We start from the raw sequence: 20006 nt of genomic DNA, 5'->3' as shown, positions 1-20006 counted from the left end.
CACGTCATGGGGTGCGCACAAACGACGCCGCGATGCTGCCGGAGCGATCTTGTGGATTCCGCACATTCGTAGCGGTCTTCGCCGTTCCGCGTGAGAATGGACCGGGCGCGTGAGGGATGCCGCGCCCGTTTCCCTGAGAGCGTTCCCATCGGGAGGACAGACGTGAGGACCGCGAGCTCCGGCCGCCCGGTGGCCGATGCGGATCTCGTCCTGCGCGCCAGGATGGGCGATACCGCGGCGTTCGGCGAGCTCTGGCGGCGGCACCACACCGCCGGTGTCCTCGCGGCGCGCGCGATCGCGCGTGGGGAGGACGCCGAGCAGCTCGTGCAGGAGGCGTTCACTCGCATCCATCGTGCGATCCGACGCGGTGCGGGCCCGAACGGCTCGTTCCGCGCGCACCTGCTCGCCGGTGTGCGCAACACCGCGGATGCCGATGCCCACCCGCGCGCCGAAGGCGCGACCACCGTCGATTCCGCAGAGGGTGCCGAGGCGAGGGACGGCGAGGGCATCGCCGCAGCGTTCCGGATGCTGTCGCACCGCTGGCAGGAGGTGCTGTGGTACACGCGCGTCGAGCCTCTGATGCCGACGGCGGCCGCGCCGCTGCTGGGGGTCCGCCCCGGCGCGGTGGCGCAGCTGGATGCCCAGGCGTGGGACGCGCTGCGCGAGACCTGGCTGCGCACGCGCTCCGCCGATGCTCCCGCCTCCGCCCTCGCACCCGATCGGCTCACCAGCATCCTGCTCCCGCTCGTGCTCGGCTGCTCCGGCGCCGCACGCTACCGCTCGGCGACATCGAGCGCGTCCGCGGCGGCGCCTCTCGCCGTACCGCCGATGCCGAAGTCCGTGATCGCCCAGCCCGACGCGCACACCGGCCCACTCACCGGGCCGCTCAGCACGCTCACCGGTACCGTTCCCGTGGTCACCGGGCCCGTCGCCCTGCGCACCGGGCCGGTCGCACTCGTCGCGGCTGACGGAGCGGGCCCTGCCGCGCAGCAGCCGATGGGCGCGTCGGCGGAGGGCACCGCGATGGCGGCATCCGCGCATCTCGCACGCACCGGCGAAGCGCCCAGCACGGGCGGCGGCCGGGCGCGACGCATCTCCGGCATCGGCGCGCTGGTCGGCGCCGGCTCCGCGGCGCTCGTCGTCGCCGGAGCGCTGGCGGCATCGGCTGTCGTGCCAGGCATGCTGTCCGCGAGCGACGCCGGTCCGCGTGCCGGCGCGAGCGCAGCGGGACCGCGCGTGCTGGAGCCCGCCTCCTCGGCGATCGCCTCTGAGGTCACGCCAGACGAATCGATGGCCGTCGAGCGTCCGATGGTCTTCGAGATGATCGACGAGCGCCGCCCCGTCCCGCCGTCGCCCCCGGCGTCGCGGCACGCAGAGCGGCACCCTGAGCGGCATCGCTCGGGCGTCATCGTGCCGCCGCGCGTGCCGGCCCCTGCGCCCTCGCGCCCTGCCGACACCGCGCACCCCGTGCAAACCGCACCGGCCCCGCGCCCCACGCCGGAATCCAGCCCGCGCCCCGAATCCACTCCCACCCCCTCCCCCGCGCCGACTCCGACTCCGACGCCCTCGCCCTCACCGGCTCCGGTGCCGCCCGCAGACGAGTCGCAGGATCCGGCGGCTGACGCTCCGATCCTCGCACCGGGCGCAGAAGGCCCGTCCGGCTCGGAGTCCTCCCCGACAGCCGACTCTGCGCCCTCCTCCTCCGCGGATTCCACCGCCGCCGACGCGTCGCGGCAGGCGGACAGCCACAGCGAGTGAGCCCGAGCACGGCGTCGGGCGCCGCGAATAGACTGGGGGCATGTCGTCGCACTCCGCCACCGAACCCGGCGTCCAGCGTCCTGCCGTCACGCCTCTCGACATCGTCCGCGTGCTGGTGCTGCTGGCGGCCCTCGCCACGCTCGCGCTGTGGGGGTTCGGCGCATGGGCGTTCCCATGGAACATCGTGGTCGGCATCGGCGCACCGCTGCTCGTGCTGCTGATCTGGGCGCTCTTCCTCTCCCCCAGGCCGGTGCTGCGACTTCATCCGTTCCTGCGCGCGCTGGTGGAGGTGCTCATCTACGTCGGCGTGACGCTGGCGTGGTGGTCGATGGGCCAGGCGTGGCTGGGCGTCGCCTTCGCCGTCGTCGCGGTGGCATCCGGAGTCGTCGCCGGTCGCCGCGCGCTGGGCTGAGCCGGCGGCGCCGATGACCGTGCTCGAGCGTCTGCGCGAGGCGCTCGGCGAGCGCGTGGACACCTCCACGGCGTCGCTCGAGGCCGCTCGCGCCGACCGCAGTGGGCACCGCTCCCCCGGCGCTCCCCTGGCAGTCGTGCACGCGCAGTCCGTCGACGACGTGCAGCGGACGATGCGGCTCGCGTCCCAGACCGGTACGCCGGTCGTGGTGCGCGGCGCCGGCACCGGGCTGGCGGGAGCGGCCAACGCCGGTCCCGGCGAGATCGTGCTCTCCACCGTCGGACTGAACCGGGTGCTCGAGGTGCGTCCCGACGATCTCATCGCCGTCGTCGAGCCCGGCATCCTCAACGGCGAGCTGAACGCCCTGCTCGCCGCGCACGACCTGTGGTGGCCTCCCGATCCGGCCAGCCGCGACATCTCCACCGTCGGCGGCAACATCGCCACGGGCGCGGGGGGCCTGCTGTGCGCGAAGTACGGCGTGGTGCGCGACGCGGTGCTCGGGGTCGATCTGGTGCTCGCGGACGGGCGGATGCTGCGTCTGGGCCACCGCACCGTGAAGGGCGTCACCGGGCTGGACCTCACCTCGCTCGTGATCGGCTCGGAAGCGCTGCTGGGGGTGATCGTCGGGGCGACGCTCAAGCTGCGCCGTCGCGTGCCGGGTCCGGTGTGCACGATCGTGGCCGCCTTCCCCACCGTGCGGGCTGCGGCGGCGGGCTCAGCCGCCGTCACGGCCGCCGGCGTCCAGCCCGCGATCATGGAGCTCATGGATGCCACCTCGCTGGCAGCCGTGCACGCGCTGCTGGCACTGCCCGAGCCGCCCGCCGGCACCGCGCAGCTCACCATCCAGACCGACGGCCCCGCCGCGCGCACGGAGGCGGCAGAGATCGTCGCCGTGCTCGAGGGCGCCGGCGCCACGGTGACCGAGACCGACGACGCGGCCGAGGGAGAGCGCCTGCTGGCGATCCGGCGCTCGATGCACCCGGCGATGGCGTCGCTCGGCACGACCCTGATCGAGGATGTGGCGGTGCCGCGCAGCGCGATGGCGGCGATGTTCGATGAGATCGCGCGCATCGAGCGGGAGTTCCAGGTGCGCATCCCCACCGTCGCGCACGCGGGCGACGGCAACCTGCATCCGAACTTCATCTTCGAAGGCGAGCAGGTGCCCGCGCACATCTGGGCCGCCGCCGACGCCCTGTTCCGCGCGGCGGTGCGGTTGGGCGGCACGCTCACCGGCGAACACGGCATCGGCGTGCTGAAGAGCCGGTGGCTCGCCGAGGAGCTCGGCGAGGACCAGTGGGAGATCCAGCGGCAGATCGTGCGGGTGTTCGATCCGCAGGGAATCCTCAATCCCGGGAAGGTGTTCCACAGTGCCTGACATCCGCGTGAGCGCCGCGGTGATCGTCGACGGCGCCGGGCGCGCGCTGGTCGTCCGCAAGCGCGGCACCAGCCGCTTCATGCAGCCCGGCGGCAAGCCCGAACCGGGCGAGACGCCCGCACAGACGCTCGTCCGCGAGCTCGACGAGGAGCTCGCGCTGCGAGTCGACGAGAGCCGCCTGCGCCCGCTGGGCACCTTCGTGTCGGCAGCGGCCAACGAACCCGATCATCGCGTCGTCGCGGACGCCTTCGCGCTGCACGCCGAGGCGCACGAGGTCGTCGTGCAGGCCGAGCTGGCCGAGCTGCGCTGGCTCGAGCCCGGCGACAGCACGAGCGTGCCGCTCGCGCCGCTGAGCACCGAGCATCTGCTGCCGATCGCCTGGGGCTGACCGCCCGACCGGCTGACGAGAGGCCGGCCGGCCCCAAGCACGACCGAGGGTCAGATGCCCTGCCAGGACGGCTTGTTGTTCCAGCTGTGCCGGTAGTAGTCGGTCAGCGCGAGCTCCGCCGCGGCGGCCTCGTCGAGCACGACCGTGACGTGCGGATGCAGCTGGATCGCCGACGCGGGCACTCGTGCGCTGAGGGGCCCTTCGACGGCAGCGGCGACGGCGGCCGCCTTGCCTGCGCCGAAGGCCAGCAGCACGAGGTGGCGTGCGCGCAGGATCGTGCCGAGCCCCTGCGTGATGCAGTGCCGCGGCACGTCGTCGATCGAGTCGAAGAAGCGCGCGTTGTCCTGCCGGGTGCGCTCGGTGAGCGTCTTGATGCGCGTGATGGACGCGAATGACGAGCCCGGCTCGTTGAAGCCGATGTGCCCGTCGGTGCCGATCCCGAGGATCTGCAGGTCGACCCCGCCGGCTTCGATGATCTCCTGCTCGTAGTCGCGCCCGGCGTGTTCGATTGTCTCGATGGCTCCCGCCGGCACGCGGATCAGCTCCGGGTCGAGACCCAGCGGCTCGATGACCTCGCGGCTGATCACCGAGCGGTAGCTCTCGGGGTGCGCCGGGTCGAGCCCCACGTACTCGTCGAGCGCGAAGCCGCGCACGTGCGAGACGTCCCGGCCGCTGAGACGCTCGCGCAGCGCCTCGTACACCGGCAGCGGAGTGGAACCCGTGGCGAGTCCGAGCACCGGGCTGGGCAGCTCGTCGATGAGGCGAACGATCTCGTCGGCGACGAGCGCGCCGGCGGCGGCCTTGCTGTCCAGGATCACGACTTCAGCCATGTGCGGGGATCTCCTTCTCGGTGTGCGGCCGCGCGCTCGGGCGCGGCGGGTTCGCAGACGGTGCGACGGTGGGGGTGTCCGGGGGCGGAGCCGGCGCCGAGCAGGGCAGCGCGGTTCGCAGCGATGGGAGGAATCCCCGCGCAGCTCGATTCTCTCATCGGGGCGCGGTGAGCGGTCACGACACCCCCAGCTGTGCGTGCAGCACCATCACGGCCGCGCCGCGCAGGACGATATCCTGCTGCGCGGTCGGACGCACGCGCACATTCGCGAAGACGCCCGGCAGGGTGTGCGCGTGCAGCGACGTGGCGGCGGAGCGGACGAACGCGTCGGTCAGCAGCTCCGCCGGTGCGGCGAGCACCACCTCGGCGAGGTCGAGGGCCGCGACGATGGGCGCGACCGCGCTGCCCAGTCGGGCGCCTGCGGACTCCAGGATCACCTCGCCGCGATCAGGTGCCGCGGCCAGCAGTTCGCGCAGCCGCGGTGCATTCACCCAGGCCTCCAGGCAGCCGTGCCGTCCGCACACGCACAGCGGACCGGCATCGGCGTCGATGACGACGTGGCCGATCTCGCCCGCGGCGAAGCGACTGCCCAGCACCTGCCGACCGCCGGTGATCACGCCCGCGCCCACTCCTCGACCGATCCGCACGAGCATCAGGTCGCTGCCGCCGGAGCCGAAGGTGTACTCCGCCAGCACGGCGGCGTTCGCGTCGTTGCGCACCAGCACCGGCAGCGCCAGCTCTTCGTGCAGACGCTGCTCGAGCGGCATATCGGTCCAGCTGAGATTCGGCGCGCTGACGACGAATCCGTCCGGCCGCACAAGGCCGGGACTGCCGATCCCGATCCCCAGGATCGGCTGCTGCGCGCTGCGCACCAGCTGTTGCACGAGATCGCGCACTGCCGCGTAGGCCTGCTCCGGATCGGCGCGCTCGGGCAGGGCGATCGAGTACCGCTCCAGCACCTGCCCGTCCAGATCGAGCACGGCCCCGTGGAACGCCTGCGTGCCCGACAGGTCCACGCCGATGATGTGGTGGCCGGCTCGGTCGATGTCCAGCAGGACCGCGGGCTTGCCCGGGCCGGACGCCGCGCGCACACCGGTCTCGACCACGATCCCGTCGGCGATGCACTCGGCCACGAGATCCGAGATCGTCACGCGGGTCAGGCCGGTCTCGCGCGCCAGGTCGGCACGGCTCAGACCCCCGCGGTGGTACAGCGTCTGCAGCACGAGCGCGCGGTTGTGCGCGCGGGCCTGCTCGGGCAGCACCTTCCCCGCCGACCGCAGCCGCTGCGCCTCGCCGAACACGAGCGGCGCCGGCGCGGGGCCGTCCGGAAGGGTCATGTTTGTTAGTAGACCTTACGAACCTGTGACCCGCAAGCCGAGGCCAGCGACCGCTTTACCGAAACGTTATTGCTCGCCGTGCTGCAGAGGGCGGATGTCGCCGCCCCGTCACCCCCTGTCCCGTACCATGAAAAGACACGTCACGCTGTACCTAGGGGGGTGAGTCCGTGACCGACCTGATCTCCGGACCGGGCACCGGCCAGTCGAGCACCGACTCATCGGACGGCGACAGCCAGCACATGGAATGGGCGCCGACAGAGCCCGCCCCCCGTCGGCGCCGCCTGGGGTTGTGGATCGGTCTGGGCACCGGCGCTCTCGCCCTGGCGGCCGCCGCGGCCTCGCTGGTGCTCATCGCCCCCGGCACGACCGTCGCGGGCGTTCCGGTCGGGTTCATGACTCCCGGGATGGCTGCCGAGGCGATCAACGCGCGCGTCGCGGCCACCGAGGTGGAGCTGACGGGTGCCGGTGACGGCGCACGCGTCGATGGGGCCGATCTCGGCGCCGCGGTCGACGCGAGCGGCCTCACCGAGCAGGCCTTCAGCGAGCGCCCGATGTGGAACCTCGGGGCGTGGATGGGCGATCCGATCACCGCGGAGGTCACCCTCGACCCGACCGCCGCGGACCGGACGCTGCGCGCGGCCGTGCCCGCCAGCTTCACCGCCCCCACCGATGCGACCGTCGTGTTCGATGACACCGCGAAGGCGTATACGGCGACTCCCGCTGTAGCCGGAACGGGAATCTCCGTGGACGCGCTCGCGGAGCAGTTCACCATGGCCCTCGCCGCCGGGCAGGACTCGTTCCGCTTCTCGGGTGACGCCACCGAGGTGCCGGCCGAGATCACCGACGACCTGGCTGCCGGCACCGTCGAGAAGCTCAACGGCATGCTCTCGACCATCGGCTTCTACGTCGGCGACGAGCGCACCGTGCCGGTCGCCCCTGAGGTCGCCGCCGGGTGGCTGACGGTCGCCCCGGTCGATGGACGCTTCGAGATCTCCGCGGACGCGGCCGGCATCCAGTCCGTCGTGGACACCCTGCCCGAGCTCGTGAACCGCGAACCGGTCAACGCGCGCAACATCGTCGACTCCGACGGCAAGGTGCTGAAGGCCCTCACCGAGGGTCTGGACGGCCGCGTGCTGGGCGACACCTCGGCCACCGCCGCCGGCTTCGCCGAGAAGCTCGCGCAGGGAGAGGCGGCTTTCGCGCTGCCGGTGACCTCCACCCCGTTCGAGGCGACCAACCTGTTCCGCCGGGTCGAGGTCGATCTCAGCGAGCAGCGCACCTACCTGTACGAGAACGAGAAGCTCGTCAAATCGTGGGCGGTCTCCACCGGGGCCGGCGCCACCCCCACCGACAAGGGCCGCTTCCGCGTCTACGCGCAGCTGCGCACCCAGGACATGCGCGGCAGCAACGCCGACGGCAGCAAGTACGTCACCGAGAACGTCCCCTTCATCTCCTACTTCAACGGCGATGAGGCGCTGCACGGCACCTACTGGCACAGCAACTTCGGCACGCCGATGAGCCACGGCTGCGTGAACATGAGCATCGACTCGGCGCGCTTCGTGTACGAGTGGGCGACCAAGGGCACCGAGGTCTGGGTGCACGACTGACCTGCGCTCCCCGCCGCGCGGAGCGGCGCAGAGCCGCGCGGACAGACGCGAAAGGGGCCGGATGCTGATCAGCATCCGGCCCCTTCGCGTATGCGCTCAGAGGGCGTCGATCACGCCGTTCAGCGTCGCAGACGGACGCATGGCGGCATCCACCTTCTCGGCATCGGGACGGTAGTAGCCGCCGATGTCGACCGGATGCCCCTGCACGGCGTTCAGCTCCTCGACGATCTTCTGCTCGTTCGCCGCGAGCGTCTCGGCGACCGGCGCGAACGCGGCCGCCAGGTCGGCGTCCTTCGTCTGCCGGGCCAGCTCCTGCGCCCAGTACAGGCCGAGGTAGAAGTGGCTGCCGCGGTTGTCGATCGTGCCGAGCGCGCGGCCGGGCGAGCGGTCCTCCTCGAGGAAGGTGCCGGTGGCGGCATCCAGCGTCTCGGCGAGGACGCGCGCCTTCTCGTTGCCGGTGCGGTCGGCGAAGTGCTCGAGCGAGGCCGCCAGCGCGAAGAACTCGCCCAGCGAGTCCCAGCGCAGGTAGTTCTCCCCCACCAGCTGCTGCACGTGCTTGGGCGCGGAGCCGCCCGCGCCGGTCTCGAACAGGCCGCCACCCGCGAGCAGCGGGACGATCGAGAGCATCTTGGCGCTCGTGCCCACCTCGAGGATCGGGAACAGGTCGGTGAGGTAGTCGCGCAGCACGTTGCCGGTCACCGAGATGGTGTCGAGGCCGTGACGCATGCGCGCGAGCGTGTAGCGGGTGGCCTCCTCGGGGGCGAGGATCGTGATCGTCAGCCCCGTGGTGTCGAGCGTGGCGAGTCCCTGGTGCACCTTCGCGATGATCTGCGCGTCGTGCGAGCGGTTGGCGTCGAGCCAGAACACCGCGGGCGCCCCGGTCGCGCGGGCACGGGTGACGGCCAGCTTCACCCAGTCCATGACGGGGATGTGCTTGGTCTGCGTGGCGCGCCAGATGTCCCCCGCACCGACCGTGTGCTCGATGAGCACGTCGCCCTCGCTGTCGAGCACCTGCACGACGCCGTCGGATGCGATCTCGAACGTCTTGTCGTGGCTGCCGTACTCCTCGGCCGCCTGCGCCATCAGCCCGACGTTCGGCACGGTGCCGATCGTGGCGGGATCGAGCGGCCCGTTCGCGATGACGTCGTCGATCACGGCCTGGTACACGCCCGCGTACGACGAGTCCGGGATGACGGCGATGGTGTCGTCTTCGCCGCCGTCACGGCCCCAGAGCTTGCCGCCGTTGCGCACGAGCGCTGGCATCGACGCGTCGACGATCACGTCGCTGGGGACGTGCAGGTTGGTGATGCCCTTGTCGGAGTTGACGTACGACAGGCGCGGGCCGTCGGCGAGCGCGCGCTCGAAGGCCGCGGCGATCTCCTCGCCGCCGGCGATGCCGGACAGGCCGGCGAGGATGGAGCCCAGACCGTCGTTGGCGCTCAGGCCCGCTGCGGCGAGGCGGTCGCCGTACTGGGCGAACACGTCCTTGAAGAACGCCTTGACGACGTGGCCGAAGATGATCGGGTCGCTGACCTTCATCATCGTGGCCTTCAGGTGCACGGAGTAGAGCACGTCGTCGGACTTCGCCTGCTCGAGCGTCTCGGCGAGGAAGGCGTCGAGCTGCGCGGCCGACAGGAACGTCGCGTCGACGATCTCGCGCGGCAGCACCTTCAGCCCCTCCTTCAGCACCGTGATGGTGCCGTCGGCGGCGACGTGCTGGAAGCTCAGCACCTCGTCGTGCGCGGCGACCCACGAGCGCTCGTTGCTCTTGAAGTCGTCGTGACCCATCGTCGCCACGCGCGTCTTCGATCCCGCGGCGAAGGGCTTGTTGCGGTGCGGGTGCTTCTTGGCGTAGTTCTTCACGGCGAGCGGAGCACGCCGGTCGCTGTTGCCCTCACGCAGCACCGGGTTGACGGCCGACCCTTTGATGCGGTCGTAGCGGGCGCGGATGTCCTTCTGCTCGAGCGACTGCGGCTCGTCCGGGTAGTCCGGCACGTCGTAGCCCTGCTGCTGCAGCTCGGCGATGGCCGCCTTCAGCTGCGGGATGGATGCCGAGATGTTGGGCAGCTTGATGATGTTGGCCTCGGGCAGCGTGGCCAGCCCGCCCAGCTCCGCCAGCGCGTCGCCGACCTGCTGCTCGGGGGTGAGCTTCTGCGGGAAGGCGGCGAGGATGCGACCGGCGAGCGAGATGTCCCTGGTCTCCACCTCGATGCCCGCCTGTCCGGTGAAGGCCTTGACGATGGGCAGGAACGACGCTGTCGCCAGCGCGGGTGCCTCGTCCGTATAGGTGTAGATGATGGCGTCGTCGGTCACCGGATCTCCGTTCGCGAGGGCAGATTTATCTCGATACCAAGATACCCGAGTCTGCTCGCGGCCATTCCGGAGCGGGCGGCCGTCACGGTGGACAGGGAGGGGTGTCGAGGGGCTAGCCTGGGGGCATGTCGGAACTGCGCATGGTCGAACTCTCCGCCGCGACGATCGTCGCCGTGAACAACCTGTCGCTCAAGCCCGGGCAGGAGCAGTTCCTCGCGCCGGTGTCGTACGGCATCGCCGCGACCGTGGTGAACCCGCAGACCTCCTGGCAGCGCGTCGTTCTCGACGGTGACGAGGTGGTGGGGTTCGTCAGCGCGAGCTTCGACGCCGACACCCCGGAAGAGCACTTCCGCAGCGTGCTGTGGCGCATCAACGTGGACGCCGACGATCAGCGCCGCGGTGTGGGCCGCTTCGCGGTCGAGGCGCTGATCGAAGAGGCCAGGCGGCGCGGCGTCGACCATGTGAACGTCATCTACGAGGCCGGCGAGGCCGGGCCGGAGGCGTTCTTCCGCCGGATGGGCTTCGAGCCGGTCGGCGAGACCGAGTACGGCGAGGTCGTCGGTCAGGTGCGTGTCTCGGACTGAGCTGTCGCGCGAGCGCAGTCAGCGCTCGCGGCGCCACCGCTGGGTCCAGGCGACCATGCTGTCGGAGGTGCGCAGCACGACCGTGCGTGCGGCATCCCACAGCGCATCCGGCAGCTCCGGCTGCACGGCCTGCCCGCGCGCCGCACGCTCGGCGATCTCGAACGCGCGCTCGAGGTCGTCCACGGCCCGGCGGTACGCGCTGAATTCCTCCGCCGTCATCCGGTGCTCCGCGGACGGCCGGGCATCGCGGGCGCGCTGCAGCGCATCCAGGAAGGCGGCGGTCGCGGGTCGGCGCCCGTCGCTCATCTGCGGGTAGGCGATCACGCGGGCGGGGTCGGTCTCGTACTCCATCCACCTGGCGAGCACCGCGTCGTGCCGTGCACGGGTGCGCTCCAGCGGCGGCGTGCCGCCTGAGCTCAGCGCGGAGCGCTCGATCGAGAGCCGCACCCGGCTGGCTTTGACCTGCGCCGCCGCGGCACGCGCAGCACGCTGCGCCTCACGCAGGGCACGGCGGGCGGATGCCACCGCCTCGGCATCCGCCCGCGATGCCGTGCGATCGGCGGCGACCCGCGCCGCCTCCGCCCGCGCGATGCGGGCCATGTCGGCCGCAGCGCGGGCATCCCGCTGCGCCTGACGCAGCTCGAGCCGCGCGGCGTCGTATCCCAGCCGTCTCCCGTTCATCGAGCTGCGCCTCCGTTTGACGAGATAGCCCGTGGCCCCGCCGCTGACGACGACGGGCGGGATCCACCACAGCTCGGTCAGCGCCGCCCAGATCGGTTCCACCACACCATTCTCGCCTCAGACGAGGGTCTCCTGCCAGGCCGCGTGCAGCTGCGCGAACTTCCCGGTGCCGCCGATCAGCGCGGCGGGCGTGTCGTCCTCGATGATCCGCCCGTGCTCCATCACCAGCACCCGATCGGCAATGGCGACGGTGGAGAGCCGGTGCGCGATGATGATCGCGGTGCGATCGGCGAGCAGCGTCTGCAGCGCCTCCTGGATGAGCCGCTCGGAGGGGATGTCGAGCGAGGCGGTCGCCTCGTCGAGGATGAGCACCGCCGGATCGGCGAGGAAGGCGCGGGCGAACGAGATCAGCTGGCGCTGGCCGGCCGAGACGCGGCCGCCGCGCTTGTTCACGTCGGTGGCGTAGCCGTCGGGCAGCGCCGAGATGAACTCGTCCGCGCCGACCGCTCGCGCGGCCGCGCGGATCTCGTCCATCGTGGCATCCGGACGCCCGAGCGCGATGTTGTCCGCGACCGTGCCGCTGAACAGATACGCCTCCTGGGTGACCATGACGATCGCGCGACGCAGGTCCTTCGGATGCAGCATCCGCAGGTCCACACCGTCGAGCGTCACCCGCCCCTCGGTGGGATCGTAGAAGCGCGACACGAGCTTGGCCAGCGTCGACTTGCCCGCTCCGGTCGTGCCCACCAGCGCCACCGTCTGCCCGGCGGGGATGTCGAGCGTGAAGTCGGGCAGGATCGTCTTGTCGCCGTTGTAACCGAAGGTGACCGCTTCGAAGCGGATCGCTCCGCGCGACTCCCACAGGTCGACCGGCTTCTCAGGGTCGGGCACCGTGGGTTGCTCCTCCAGCACGCCCGACACCTTCTCGAGCGCCGCCGTGGCGGACTGGTAGGAGTTCAGGAACATCGCGATCTCCTGCATGGGCGCGAAGAAGTTGCGCACGTACAGCACGCTGGCCAGCAGCACGCCGACGCCGATGGCGCCGTCGGCCACGCGCAGGCCGCCCCACAGCACCACCGACGCGAGGGTCAGCGCCGCCACGCCCATGAGCCCCGGCTCGAAGGTGCCGAAGAGCACCATGGAACGACGGTTCACGTCGCGGTAGTCGCCCGCGACCTGCCGGAACGCGACCTCGTTGCGCGGCTCCTTGCGGAACGACTTCACCGCGCGGATGCCCGTCATCGTCTCGACGAACTGCACGATCACCTTCGCGCTGATCACTCGCGATTCCCGGTAGACCAGCTGCGAGCGGTTGTAGAACCAGCGCATGAGCAGCACCAGGGGCACGCCGGCGAGCGCGAGCACGACGCCAGAGCGCCAGTCGGCGATCACCAGCGCGATGAAGGTGAACACCCCGAACAGCACACCGGAGACGAGGTTGTTGAGCCCGCCGTCGAGCAGCTCGCGGATCGAGTCGAGGTCGCTGGTCTGGCGCGAGATGATGCGGCCGGAGGTGTACGACTCGTGGAACTCGAGACTGAGTCGCTGGGTGTGCAGGAAGATGCGCTTGCGCAGGTCGAGCAGCACGGCCTGCGTGATGCGCGCCGCGAGCACGACGTACAGCCCGATCAGCGCGGAGCCGATGATGCCGGCGAGCAGGAAGACGACGGTCACCAGGATGGCCGGCATCCAGTCCGCGGTCTGCAGCAGCTGCGGCAGGGCGCGGTCCAGCGCGATGCCGATGATGAGCGGCCCGGCGACCTGCAACGCGGTCGAGACGACGAGCACGAGCGCGGCGATGACGATCCGCAGCCGCAGCGGCTCGATCAGCGAGCCGAGCAGGCGCAGCGAGCGCTGGCGGATCGCGCGGCTCTCGGCGCGGGTGTAGTCGGAGCGGTCCTCGCCCTGTGTGCCGGCGATGCTCATGCCTGCACCTCCTCATCGTTCATCTGGGTCGCTGAGCCTGCCGAAGCGTCGGTGATGATGTCGATGGCTCCGGTGCGCGCGGTCTGCTCGGCCTGCTCGGCGGCCAGGCTCGAGATCACGTGCCGGTAGTGGGCGCTGCGCGCGAGCAGCTCGGAGTGCGTGCCGACGGCGCTGATGCGCCCCTTCTCGAGCAGCGCGACCCGGTCGGCCAACGCGACCGTCGAGGGCCGGTGCGCGACCACCAGGGCGGTCGTGTCGGCGAGCACGTGCCGCAGGGCCTCCTCGACGAGCGCCTCGGTGTCGACATCCAGCGCCGACAGCGGGTCGTCCAGCACGAGCACCTTCGGGTCGGCGGCGACCGCGCGCGCGAGCGCGAGGCGCTGCCGCTGTCCACCGGACAGACTCAGCCCCTCCTCGCCGATGATGGTCTCCACCCCGTCGGGCAGCGCGTCGACGAAGCCCGCCTGCGCGACCTGCAGGGCCTCGCGCAGCACGCGCTCGCCCTCCTCGCCGTGGATGTCGAGGTCGGCGCGGCCGAGCAGCACGTTCTCGCGCACTGAGGCGGAGAACAGCGTGGCGTCCTCGAAGGCCATGGCGACGTGCCGACGCAGCTCGGACAGCTCGAGGTCGCGCACATCCACGCCGTCGAGCGTGACGCGCCCGCCGGTGACGTCGTACAGTCGCGCGGGCAGAGTGGTCAGCGTGGTCTTGCCCGAGCCGGTCAGACCGACCAGCGCCATGGTTTCGCCGGGGCGCAGCACGAGGTCGATCCCGTCGAGCAGGTCCCGCTCCGCGGGACCTGCGTCCTGATAGCGGAAGTGCGCTCCCTCGAAGGCGAGCGCGCCGCGAGGCTCGGCGATGCGCACCGGGTGGGCGGGGTCGGCGATCGTGTTCTCCTCCTGGAAGATCTCGAACACGCGGTCGGTGGCGGTGCGCGCATCCAGCATGAACGAGAACAGGAAGCCGATGGACTCGATGGGCCAGCGCAGCACCGTCGCCATCGCGAAGAACGCGAACAGCTGCGGTACGTCGATCGCGCCGTTCGCGATCAGCCAGATGCCGGCGATGAGGCTGACGCCGAACGCGACCTGCGGCATGAGGTCGAGCCAGAACCAGATCTCACCGACCGCCCTGGCTTTGCTCAGCTCGGTCTCGCGCAGCGTCTCGGCCTGCCGGCTGAACCTGCTCAGCGCGTGCTTGCCGCGGCCGAAGGCCTTGAGCACGCGGATGCCGTGCACGCTCTCCTCGACGCTGGTCGCGAGATCTCCCGCCTGGTCCTGGCTGCGGCGGGAGAGGGCGCCGTAGCGCTTCTCGAACAGGTACCCCTGGATCCACATCGGCATGCCGGTCACGAGGAAGATCACGCCGAGCAGCCAGTGCCAGCGGAACAGCAGCACCGCGCCGATCATGATGGTGAGGATGTTGACCACGAGCAGGATCAGACCGAACGCGAGCCAGCGCCGGATGATGTTGATGTCCTGCATCATGCGGCTCAGCAGCTGACCGGACTGCCAGCGGTCGTGGAACGCGACGGGCAGACCCTGCAGCCGCGAGTACAGCTCGGCACGCATCTGATACTCGACCTCGGTCGCCGGGGTGAGCACGAACCAGCGGCGCAGCCACACCATCGCCGCCTCGCCGAGGCCGAGCGCGAGCACGGCGAACGCGCCGGCCAGCACGAACGGCAGCGGCCCCGCGGCCGCATCGGCGTCGGCGAAGCCCTGCACCACCTGTTCGAGGACGATCGGGATCATCAGCGCGATGACGGCGGCGCCGAGCGCGCTGAGCGCACCGCCGATGAGGCGGCCGATGATCGGCTGGACGAAGGGCTTCAGCCGCCAGAGCGCGGCGGGCGTGGACAGCGACGACGATGACGAAGGTGCAGACATGACTCTCGGTTGCGTGAGGGGCGACGAAGTGGTGTGCGGATGCCGATGGCATCCGCTGTGTGCGGGGCGCGGCGAGGGCCGCGCGGGGACGCTAGGCGCGCACGTGCAGAGCGCGCGTGCGGGGAGCGATGTACGTCGTCGTGATCATGATGCCCTCCGGCGCTCGGCCTCGTCGCCCGGTCGGCGCGACAGCCTTCGAGCCTATTCCTGCTCTCGCGGTCATCGCAAGCACCGGACGGCATGTCGACTGCGCGCGGCGTCACCGCGGCGCTGCGCACGGGTGATCCAGGATCAGGCGTCGCGGCCCTCCCGCGCCAGCAGGCTCTGCTTCACGTCGAGTCCCCACGCGAAGCCGCCGAGCGATCCGTCCGCGCGCAGCACCCGGTGACAGGGCACGAACAGCGCCGGCGCGTTGCGGGCGCAGATGGACGCTGCCGCGCGCACCGCCTGAGGACTGCCCAGCGCGGCGGCGAACTGCGCATAGCTCAGCGGGTGACCGGGGGCGATGCGCCGCAGCTGCGCCCAGCCTGCGCTCTGCAGCGCCGTGCCGCGCTGATGCACCGTCACGGCGTCGATCGCGTGCACGTCGCCGGCGTAGTAGGCCCGAGCGGCGTCGGCGGCATCCGTCCGCCCCGGCGAGACGCACTCCGGGCGCAGCTGCGGGTGGACCCGGGCGAGCAGGGCTGCCTGGTCGCTGGTCCATCCCGAGGCGAGCACGCGCCCCGCGCCGTCGGCGAGGATCGTGAGGGCTCCGTCGGGGGTGTCGATGGTCTGGATGGCGGCGGTCATGACGGCTCCTTGCCGGTGGTGCGGGGGCGACGGGTCGCGCGCACGGGGGCGGCGCGCCAGAGATGGGCGGTGAGGTAGCTGCGCCACGGCGCATGCTGCTGCGCCCACGCGGTGAGCGCAGCGGGTTCGGCGGGAAGTCCCACGGCGGCCGCGCCGGCGCGCACGGCGACATCGCCGGGCAGGAAGACATCCGGGTCGCCGATCACGCGCATGCGCACGTAGTCCGCCGTCCACGGCCCGATGCCCGCTCGCGCGAGCAGCGCGGCCCGCTGCTCGACGGCGTCATCGCCGACCGTGAGGGTGAGGTCGCCGCCGGCGAGGGCGGCCGCCGCGCCGGTGACGGCGCGGATGCGGGCGGCGGGACCGCGCAGCACCTCGGCACCGCGCTCGGCGATCGCGGCCATCGTGGGAAAGAGCAGCCCGCCGTCGGCGGTGCGCTCGCCCAGCTCGACGGCGAGGGCGGTGAGTGCCGTGCGCGCCGCCGCGACCGTGATCTGCTGGCCGATCATCGCGCGGATGAGCATCTCGTGCGGATCAGCGGCGCCGGGCACGCGGATGCCGGGCACGGCCGCCACCAGTGGCGCGAGCGCGGGGTGCGCGCTCAGCGCCTCGTCCACCGCCGCGGGGTCGGCGTCGAGGTCGAACAGCCGTCTTGCGATCGCCACCAGCGGGGCGAGATCGGACAGGCGGCTGAGCCGGGCGCGCAGCCGCAGCCGGCCCGCGGTGGTGCGTCTGATCTCGAAGTGCGCCGGTCCCCCCGGCATCCGCAGATACCGGGCGAAGGAGTCGGGGGCGGCGCGCTCGACTCCGGGCAGCGCGCGTGCCGCCATCCACGAGAACACGCCCGCGGTGTCGATGGGCGCGCGGTGCGGCAGCAGCAGATCGATGATCCCCGGGGCAGCGGCATCCGCGTCGTCGGATCGGATGCCTGCGCGTGTCGAACGGCGCGTGGCGCGCAGCTGCAGCGGGGTCATCTCGAACACCTCGCGGATGGTGTCGTTGCACTGCCGGACACTCGCGAAGCCGGCGGAGAAGGCCACGTCGGCGACCGGCAGGTCGGTGCCGACCAGCAGCATCCGGGCGGTGTGCGCGCGGTGCGCCCGCGCGAGCGCGAGCGGCCCGGCGCCGAGTTCGGCGGTGAGCACGCGTGTGAGATGCCGCGTCGAGTAGCCCAGCCGGTGCGCCAGTCCGGGTACGCCCTCGCGCTCCACCACCCCGGCCGCGATCAGGCGCATGGCACGCGCGGCGGCATCGCCCCGCAGATCCCACGCCGGCGAGCCGGGTGCGGCCTCGGGAAGGCAGCGCTTGCAGGCCCGGTAGCCCGCCTCGTGCGCGGCGGCGCTGGTGGGATAGAAGGTGACGTTCTCGCGCCGTGGGGTGCGCGCGGGGCAGCTGGGTCGGCAGTAGATGCCGGTCGAGCGCACGGCCGTGACGAACTGCCCGTCGAAGCGGGTGTCCTTGGCGCTGATGGCGCGGTAGCGCTCATCGAAGCCGGTCGCGGCGGGGGCGGTCATGCCTCCACTCTGGCACGCTCCGCGATGCTCGGCTGGCGGGAATCGGACATCACGGCGGACGCCGGCTCGCGGGCATCCAGGTGGATGCCCGCGATCATGCACCGCACCGATCCACCCGCCAGCTCGATCGGCGACACGTCGACAGGCAGCACCCGGCAGGACGCCGCCAGCATCCGCTTCTGCTCGTCGTCGAGGCTGCGATACCCCGTCTCGGAGATGACCAGCAGGCGCTCCCCGTCCCCGCTGCGCAGCTCGATTGCGTTACCGGCGTAGGAGGCTACCTGCGCCGCGGTGAGCGGGATGACGACGCGACCGCTGTCGCGGATGCGCTGCGCGACCTCGGCGCGGCGGGCGTCGGGGACGATGGCATCCAGTCCGACGAGGGCGAAGTCCGTGCCGATGCACATCATCACGTTCGTGTGGTAGATCGGCACGCCGTCGGTGTCGACCGCATCGAACACGACGGGCTCGTAGCCGAACACCGTGCAGAAGCGCTCCACGAGCACCGGCTCGCAGCGCAGCGAGCGCGCGGCGTACGCGATGCGCGAGACATGGTCGAGCACCATCGCCCCGGTGCCCTCGAGGAACAGCTCGTCCGCCTCGAGACCGGAGTAGTCGATGACCTCCTGCACGCGATACGCGGACTTCAGCATCTCGATGACATCCTGCCGTCGCTCGCCGCGCCGGTTCACCGCGTACATGGGGTACACGGCGATGCGCCCGCCAGCGTGCGTGGAGAACCAGTTGTTCGGGAACACGCTGTCGGGGCGCGTCTTGGTCTCGTCCTCGAACAGGTGCACGCGCACGCCCTCCGCGCGCAGGATCTCGGCCAGCCGCGTGCACGCCTCGTACGCGGCGCGGGACACGTCGTGGTCGGCGATGCGCTGGAAGGTGTTGTCGGCCGCGGTCTGCGGGTTCGGCCGGAAATGATGCGGGCGGATCAGCACCACCGCGTTCGGCGCCTGCGCCGACACTGCTCTCACACCCGGCTCCGCACCGACGCGCCCTCGGCGACGAGCGCGAAGAGGTCCTTGGGGTCGGCGGGGTCGGCGATCAGGTCGACCTCGGTGAAGTGGTCCGAGCCGTCGAGAGCGGCATCGAGGTAGCGCAGGGCTGAGAAGTCCTCGATGGCGAAGCCGACCGAGTCGAACACGGTGATCTGCTCGGGCGAGGTGCGACCGGGCGCCTCCCCGCGCAGCACCCGCCACAGCTCGATCACGGGGTGCTCGTCGTCGAGCTGCTGGATCTCGCCCTCGATTCGGGTCTGCGGTGGGTACTCGACGAAGATGTCGGCGCGGTGCAGGATGCGCACGTCGAGCTCCGTCTTGCCGGGGCAGTCGCCGCCGATCGCGTTGATGTGCACGCCGGGGGCGACCATGTCGTCGGTGAGGACGGTGGCGTTGGCCTTGTCGGCGGTGCACGTGGTGATGATGTGCGCGCCCTCGACCGCTTCGCGTGCGCTGCCGGCACGGACGATGTCGAAGCCCAGCGGGCGCAGATTCGCCTCGAGCACGTCCAGCGCGCCCGGGTCGATGTCCCACACGCGCAGCCGATCGATGCCCAGCAGGGCGCGGAACGCCAGCGCCTGGAACTCCGCCTGGCTGCCGGTGCCGATCATCGCCATCGTCGTCGCGTCCGCCGGTGCGAGCACGCGCGCCGCCATCGCGGAGGTCGCCGCGGTGCGCAGCGCGGTGAGGATCGTCATCTCGCTCCACAGCGTGGGATAGCCGCTGTCGACGTCGGCGAGCACACCGAACGCGGTTACCGTCTGCAGTCCGCGTGCGGGATTGGCGGGGTGTCCGTTGACGTACTTGAAGCCGTACTGGCGGCCGTCGCTGGCCGGCATCAGCTCGATCACCCCGATGTCGGAGTGACTGGCCACGCGCGAGGTCTTGTCGAACTGCTCCCAGCGGCGGAAGTCCTCGACCAGCGTCTCGGCGATCCCCGTGATCGCGCGCTCGATGCCGGTCTCGATCAACCAGCGGCGCATGTTCGCCACATCGACGAAACGGACCATGTCCATCCTCTCCCTCTGCTCTTGTCCTTCCACCCTACGGAGCGCGCACTCGCACTTTCAATCAGCATGATGGATCATGACGCGCAGGGATTAGCACTTATGCGCACTGTGTCATTACATTGTGCCCATGTGCTCTCGGGATGTGCCGCGTGGATGATCTGGATCGCCGTCTGCTCTCGCTGCTGCGCGCCAACGGCCGCGAGCCGGTGGTCCAGCTCGCCCGCGCCCTCGGCGTCACGCGGGCGACCGTCGACAGCCGGCTGCGCCGGCTCACCGAGAGCGGGGTGATCGTCGGCTTCTCGGTGCGGGTGCGCGACCCCGCGGCCGCGTCGGTCGTGCGCGCCATCACGCTCATCGCCGTCGAGGGCCGCAACACCCGCGAGGTGATCCGCAGCCTGCGCGGAGTGCCGCAGATCGCCGCCCTGCACACCACCAACGGCCGGTGGGACCTGGTCGCCGAGATCAGCTGCGACAGCCTGGCATCCTTCGACGAGATCCTCGGCGTGATCCGCGGCATCGACGGCATCCGCGACAGCGAGACGAGCATTCTGCTCAGCTCGGCGACCGCCTGAGCGGAGGACTCGCGG

17 protein-coding genes are annotated in these 20006 nt (G+C 71.5%); 7 read left to right on the top strand and 10 right to left on the bottom strand.

Annotated features, from left to right (window positions below; all coding sequences use genetic code 11):
- The first annotated feature begins 162 nt into the window (after positions 1-162).
- From WFG93_RS08400 to WFG93_RS08385, 4 genes are read left to right on the top strand one after another with little or no spacing between them, the layout of a single operon-like run.
- On the top strand, positions 163-1758 hold the full coding sequence (locus tag WFG93_RS08400) for an RNA polymerase sigma factor (RefSeq protein WP_336645884.1): 1596 nt from the start codon (positions 163-165) through the stop codon (positions 1756-1758).
- A gap of 40 nt (positions 1759-1798) precedes the next feature.
- On the top strand, positions 1799-2170 hold the full coding sequence (locus tag WFG93_RS08395) for a YrdB family protein (protein ID WP_336645883.1): 372 nt from the start codon (positions 1799-1801) through the stop codon (positions 2168-2170).
- Between the two features lie 13 nt (positions 2171-2183).
- Positions 2184-3545, top strand: coding sequence for an FAD-binding oxidoreductase (locus WFG93_RS08390; RefSeq protein ID WP_336645882.1), 1362 nt, complete (start codon positions 2184-2186; stop codon positions 3543-3545).
- The gene (locus tag WFG93_RS08385) at positions 3538-3933 is read left to right on the top strand and encodes an NUDIX hydrolase (protein ID WP_336645881.1); all 396 of its coding nucleotides are present in this window, start codon (positions 3538-3540) and stop codon (positions 3931-3933) included. Before WFG93_RS08390 ends, WFG93_RS08385 begins: the two co-directional genes overlap by 8 nt.
- Positions 3934-3983: 50 nt before the next feature.
- On the opposite strand, the gene WFG93_RS08380 is transcribed toward WFG93_RS08385, so the two are convergent.
- Together WFG93_RS08380 and WFG93_RS08375 are read right to left on the bottom strand one after the other, a co-directional pair.
- On the bottom strand, positions 3984-4763 hold the full coding sequence (locus WFG93_RS08380; protein WP_336645880.1) for a glucosamine-6-phosphate deaminase: 780 nt from the start codon (positions 4761-4763) through the stop codon (positions 3984-3986).
- A 175-nt stretch (positions 4764-4938) separates the two neighbouring features.
- On the bottom strand, positions 4939-6099 hold the full coding sequence (locus WFG93_RS08375; protein ID WP_336645879.1) for an ROK family transcriptional regulator: 1161 nt from the start codon (positions 6097-6099) through the stop codon (positions 4939-4941).
- A 167-nt stretch (positions 6100-6266) separates the two neighbouring features.
- On the opposite strand from WFG93_RS08375, the gene WFG93_RS08370 reads away from it, so the two are divergent.
- Entirely contained in the window at positions 6267-7706 is a 1440-nt protein-coding gene (locus WFG93_RS08370; protein ID WP_336645878.1) for a L,D-transpeptidase, read from the top strand.
- Between the two features lie 96 nt (positions 7707-7802).
- Here WFG93_RS08370 and WFG93_RS08365 read toward each other — a convergent pair whose 3' ends face one another.
- On the bottom strand, positions 7803-10019 hold the full coding sequence (locus tag WFG93_RS08365; protein WP_336645877.1) for an NADP-dependent isocitrate dehydrogenase: 2217 nt from the start codon (positions 10017-10019) through the stop codon (positions 7803-7805).
- A gap of 125 nt (positions 10020-10144) precedes the next feature.
- Here WFG93_RS08365 and WFG93_RS08360 point away from each other — a divergent pair, with 125 nt between their 5' ends.
- The gene (locus tag WFG93_RS08360; protein WP_336645876.1) at positions 10145-10603 is read left to right on the top strand and encodes a GNAT family N-acetyltransferase; all 459 of its coding nucleotides are present in this window, start codon (positions 10145-10147) and stop codon (positions 10601-10603) included.
- Positions 10604-10621: 18 nt separating this feature from the next.
- Here WFG93_RS08360 and WFG93_RS08355 read toward each other — a convergent pair whose 3' ends face one another.
- The 7 genes from WFG93_RS08355 to WFG93_RS08325 all read right to left on the bottom strand — a co-directional run bounded on the left by WFG93_RS08355 (position 10622) and on the right by WFG93_RS08325 (position 19419).
- On the bottom strand, positions 10622-11386 hold the full coding sequence (locus WFG93_RS08355) for a hypothetical protein (protein ID WP_336645875.1): 765 nt from the start codon (positions 11384-11386) through the stop codon (positions 10622-10624).
- Between the two features lie 15 nt (positions 11387-11401).
- Positions 11402-13210, bottom strand: coding sequence for an ABC transporter ATP-binding protein (locus WFG93_RS08350; protein WP_336645874.1), 1809 nt, complete (start codon positions 13208-13210; stop codon positions 11402-11404).
- Complete coding sequence (locus WFG93_RS08345) at positions 13207-15099, bottom strand: ABC transporter ATP-binding protein (RefSeq protein ID WP_336645873.1); 1893 nt, start codon at positions 15097-15099, stop codon at positions 13207-13209. The genes WFG93_RS08350 and WFG93_RS08345 overlap by 4 nt, the downstream gene beginning before the upstream one ends.
- 291 nt (positions 15100-15390) lie before the next feature.
- Positions 15391-15888, bottom strand: coding sequence for a methylated-DNA--[protein]-cysteine S-methyltransferase (locus tag WFG93_RS08340; protein WP_336645872.1), 498 nt, complete (start codon positions 15886-15888; stop codon positions 15391-15393).
- Entirely contained in the window at positions 15885-17402 is a 1518-nt protein-coding gene (locus tag WFG93_RS08335) for an Ada metal-binding domain-containing protein (RefSeq protein ID WP_336645871.1), read from the bottom strand. Before WFG93_RS08335 ends, WFG93_RS08340 begins: the two co-directional genes overlap by 4 nt.
- Positions 17399-18385 carry a citrulline utilization hydrolase CtlX gene (gene ctlX / locus WFG93_RS08330; RefSeq protein WP_336645870.1) on the bottom strand — a complete coding sequence of 329 codons (987 nt, stop codon included), beginning with the start codon at positions 18383-18385 and terminating at the stop codon, positions 17399-17401. Before ctlX ends, WFG93_RS08335 begins: the two co-directional genes overlap by 4 nt.
- Complete coding sequence (locus WFG93_RS08325) at positions 18382-19419, bottom strand: ornithine cyclodeaminase (RefSeq protein ID WP_336645869.1); 1038 nt, start codon at positions 19417-19419, stop codon at positions 18382-18384. The genes ctlX and WFG93_RS08325 overlap by 4 nt, the downstream gene beginning before the upstream one ends.
- Positions 19420-19559: 140 nt before the next feature.
- Between WFG93_RS08325 and WFG93_RS08320 the strand changes: the two genes are divergently transcribed.
- Positions 19560-19991, top strand: coding sequence for an Lrp/AsnC family transcriptional regulator (locus WFG93_RS08320; RefSeq protein ID WP_336645868.1), 432 nt, complete (start codon positions 19560-19562; stop codon positions 19989-19991).
- Positions 19992-20006 lie beyond the last annotated feature (15 nt).

It is taken from the genome of Microbacterium sp. USHLN186 (assembly GCF_037145155.1).
In the GTDB taxonomy this organism is placed as follows: Bacteria; Actinomycetota; Actinomycetes; order Actinomycetales; family Microbacteriaceae; genus Microbacterium.
The sequence above is the reverse complement of the archived record's forward strand: the minus strand, read 5'-3'. Positions and strand labels throughout refer to the sequence as shown.

What these genes read in the sequence shown, in the direction of transcription:
- WFG93_RS08360 (WP_336645876.1), top strand. Translation starts at nt 10,145, where the DNA reads ATGTCGGAACTGCGCATGGTCGAACTCTCCGCCGCGACGATCGTCGCC.
- WFG93_RS08340 (WP_336645872.1), bottom strand. Translation starts at nt 15,888, where the DNA reads ATGACCGCCGCCATCCAGACCATCGACACCCCCGACGGAGCCCTCACG.
- WFG93_RS08375 (WP_336645879.1), bottom strand. Translation starts at nt 6,099, where the DNA reads ATGACCCTTCCGGACGGCCCCGCGCCGGCGCCGCTCGTGTTCGGCGAG.
- WFG93_RS08395 (WP_336645883.1), top strand. Translation starts at nt 1,799, where the DNA reads ATGTCGTCGCACTCCGCCACCGAACCCGGCGTCCAGCGTCCTGCCGTC.
- WFG93_RS08390 (WP_336645882.1), top strand. Translation starts at nt 2,184, where the DNA reads ATGACCGTGCTCGAGCGTCTGCGCGAGGCGCTCGGCGAGCGCGTGGAC.
- WFG93_RS08335 (WP_336645871.1), bottom strand. Translation starts at nt 17,402, where the DNA reads ATGACCGCCCCCGCCGCGACCGGCTTCGATGAGCGCTACCGCGCCATC.
- WFG93_RS08325 (WP_336645869.1), bottom strand. Translation starts at nt 19,419, where the DNA reads ATGGTCCGTTTCGTCGATGTGGCGAACATGCGCCGCTGGTTGATCGAG.
- WFG93_RS08350 (WP_336645874.1), bottom strand. Translation starts at nt 13,210, where the DNA reads ATGAGCATCGCCGGCACACAGGGCGAGGACCGCTCCGACTACACCCGC.
- WFG93_RS08320 (WP_336645868.1), top strand. Translation starts at nt 19,560, where the DNA reads ATGTGCCGCGTGGATGATCTGGATCGCCGTCTGCTCTCGCTGCTGCGC.
- WFG93_RS08345 (WP_336645873.1), bottom strand. Translation starts at nt 15,099, where the DNA reads ATGTCTGCACCTTCGTCATCGTCGTCGCTGTCCACGCCCGCCGCGCTC.
- WFG93_RS08380 (WP_336645880.1), bottom strand. Translation starts at nt 4,763, where the DNA reads ATGGCTGAAGTCGTGATCCTGGACAGCAAGGCCGCCGCCGGCGCGCTC.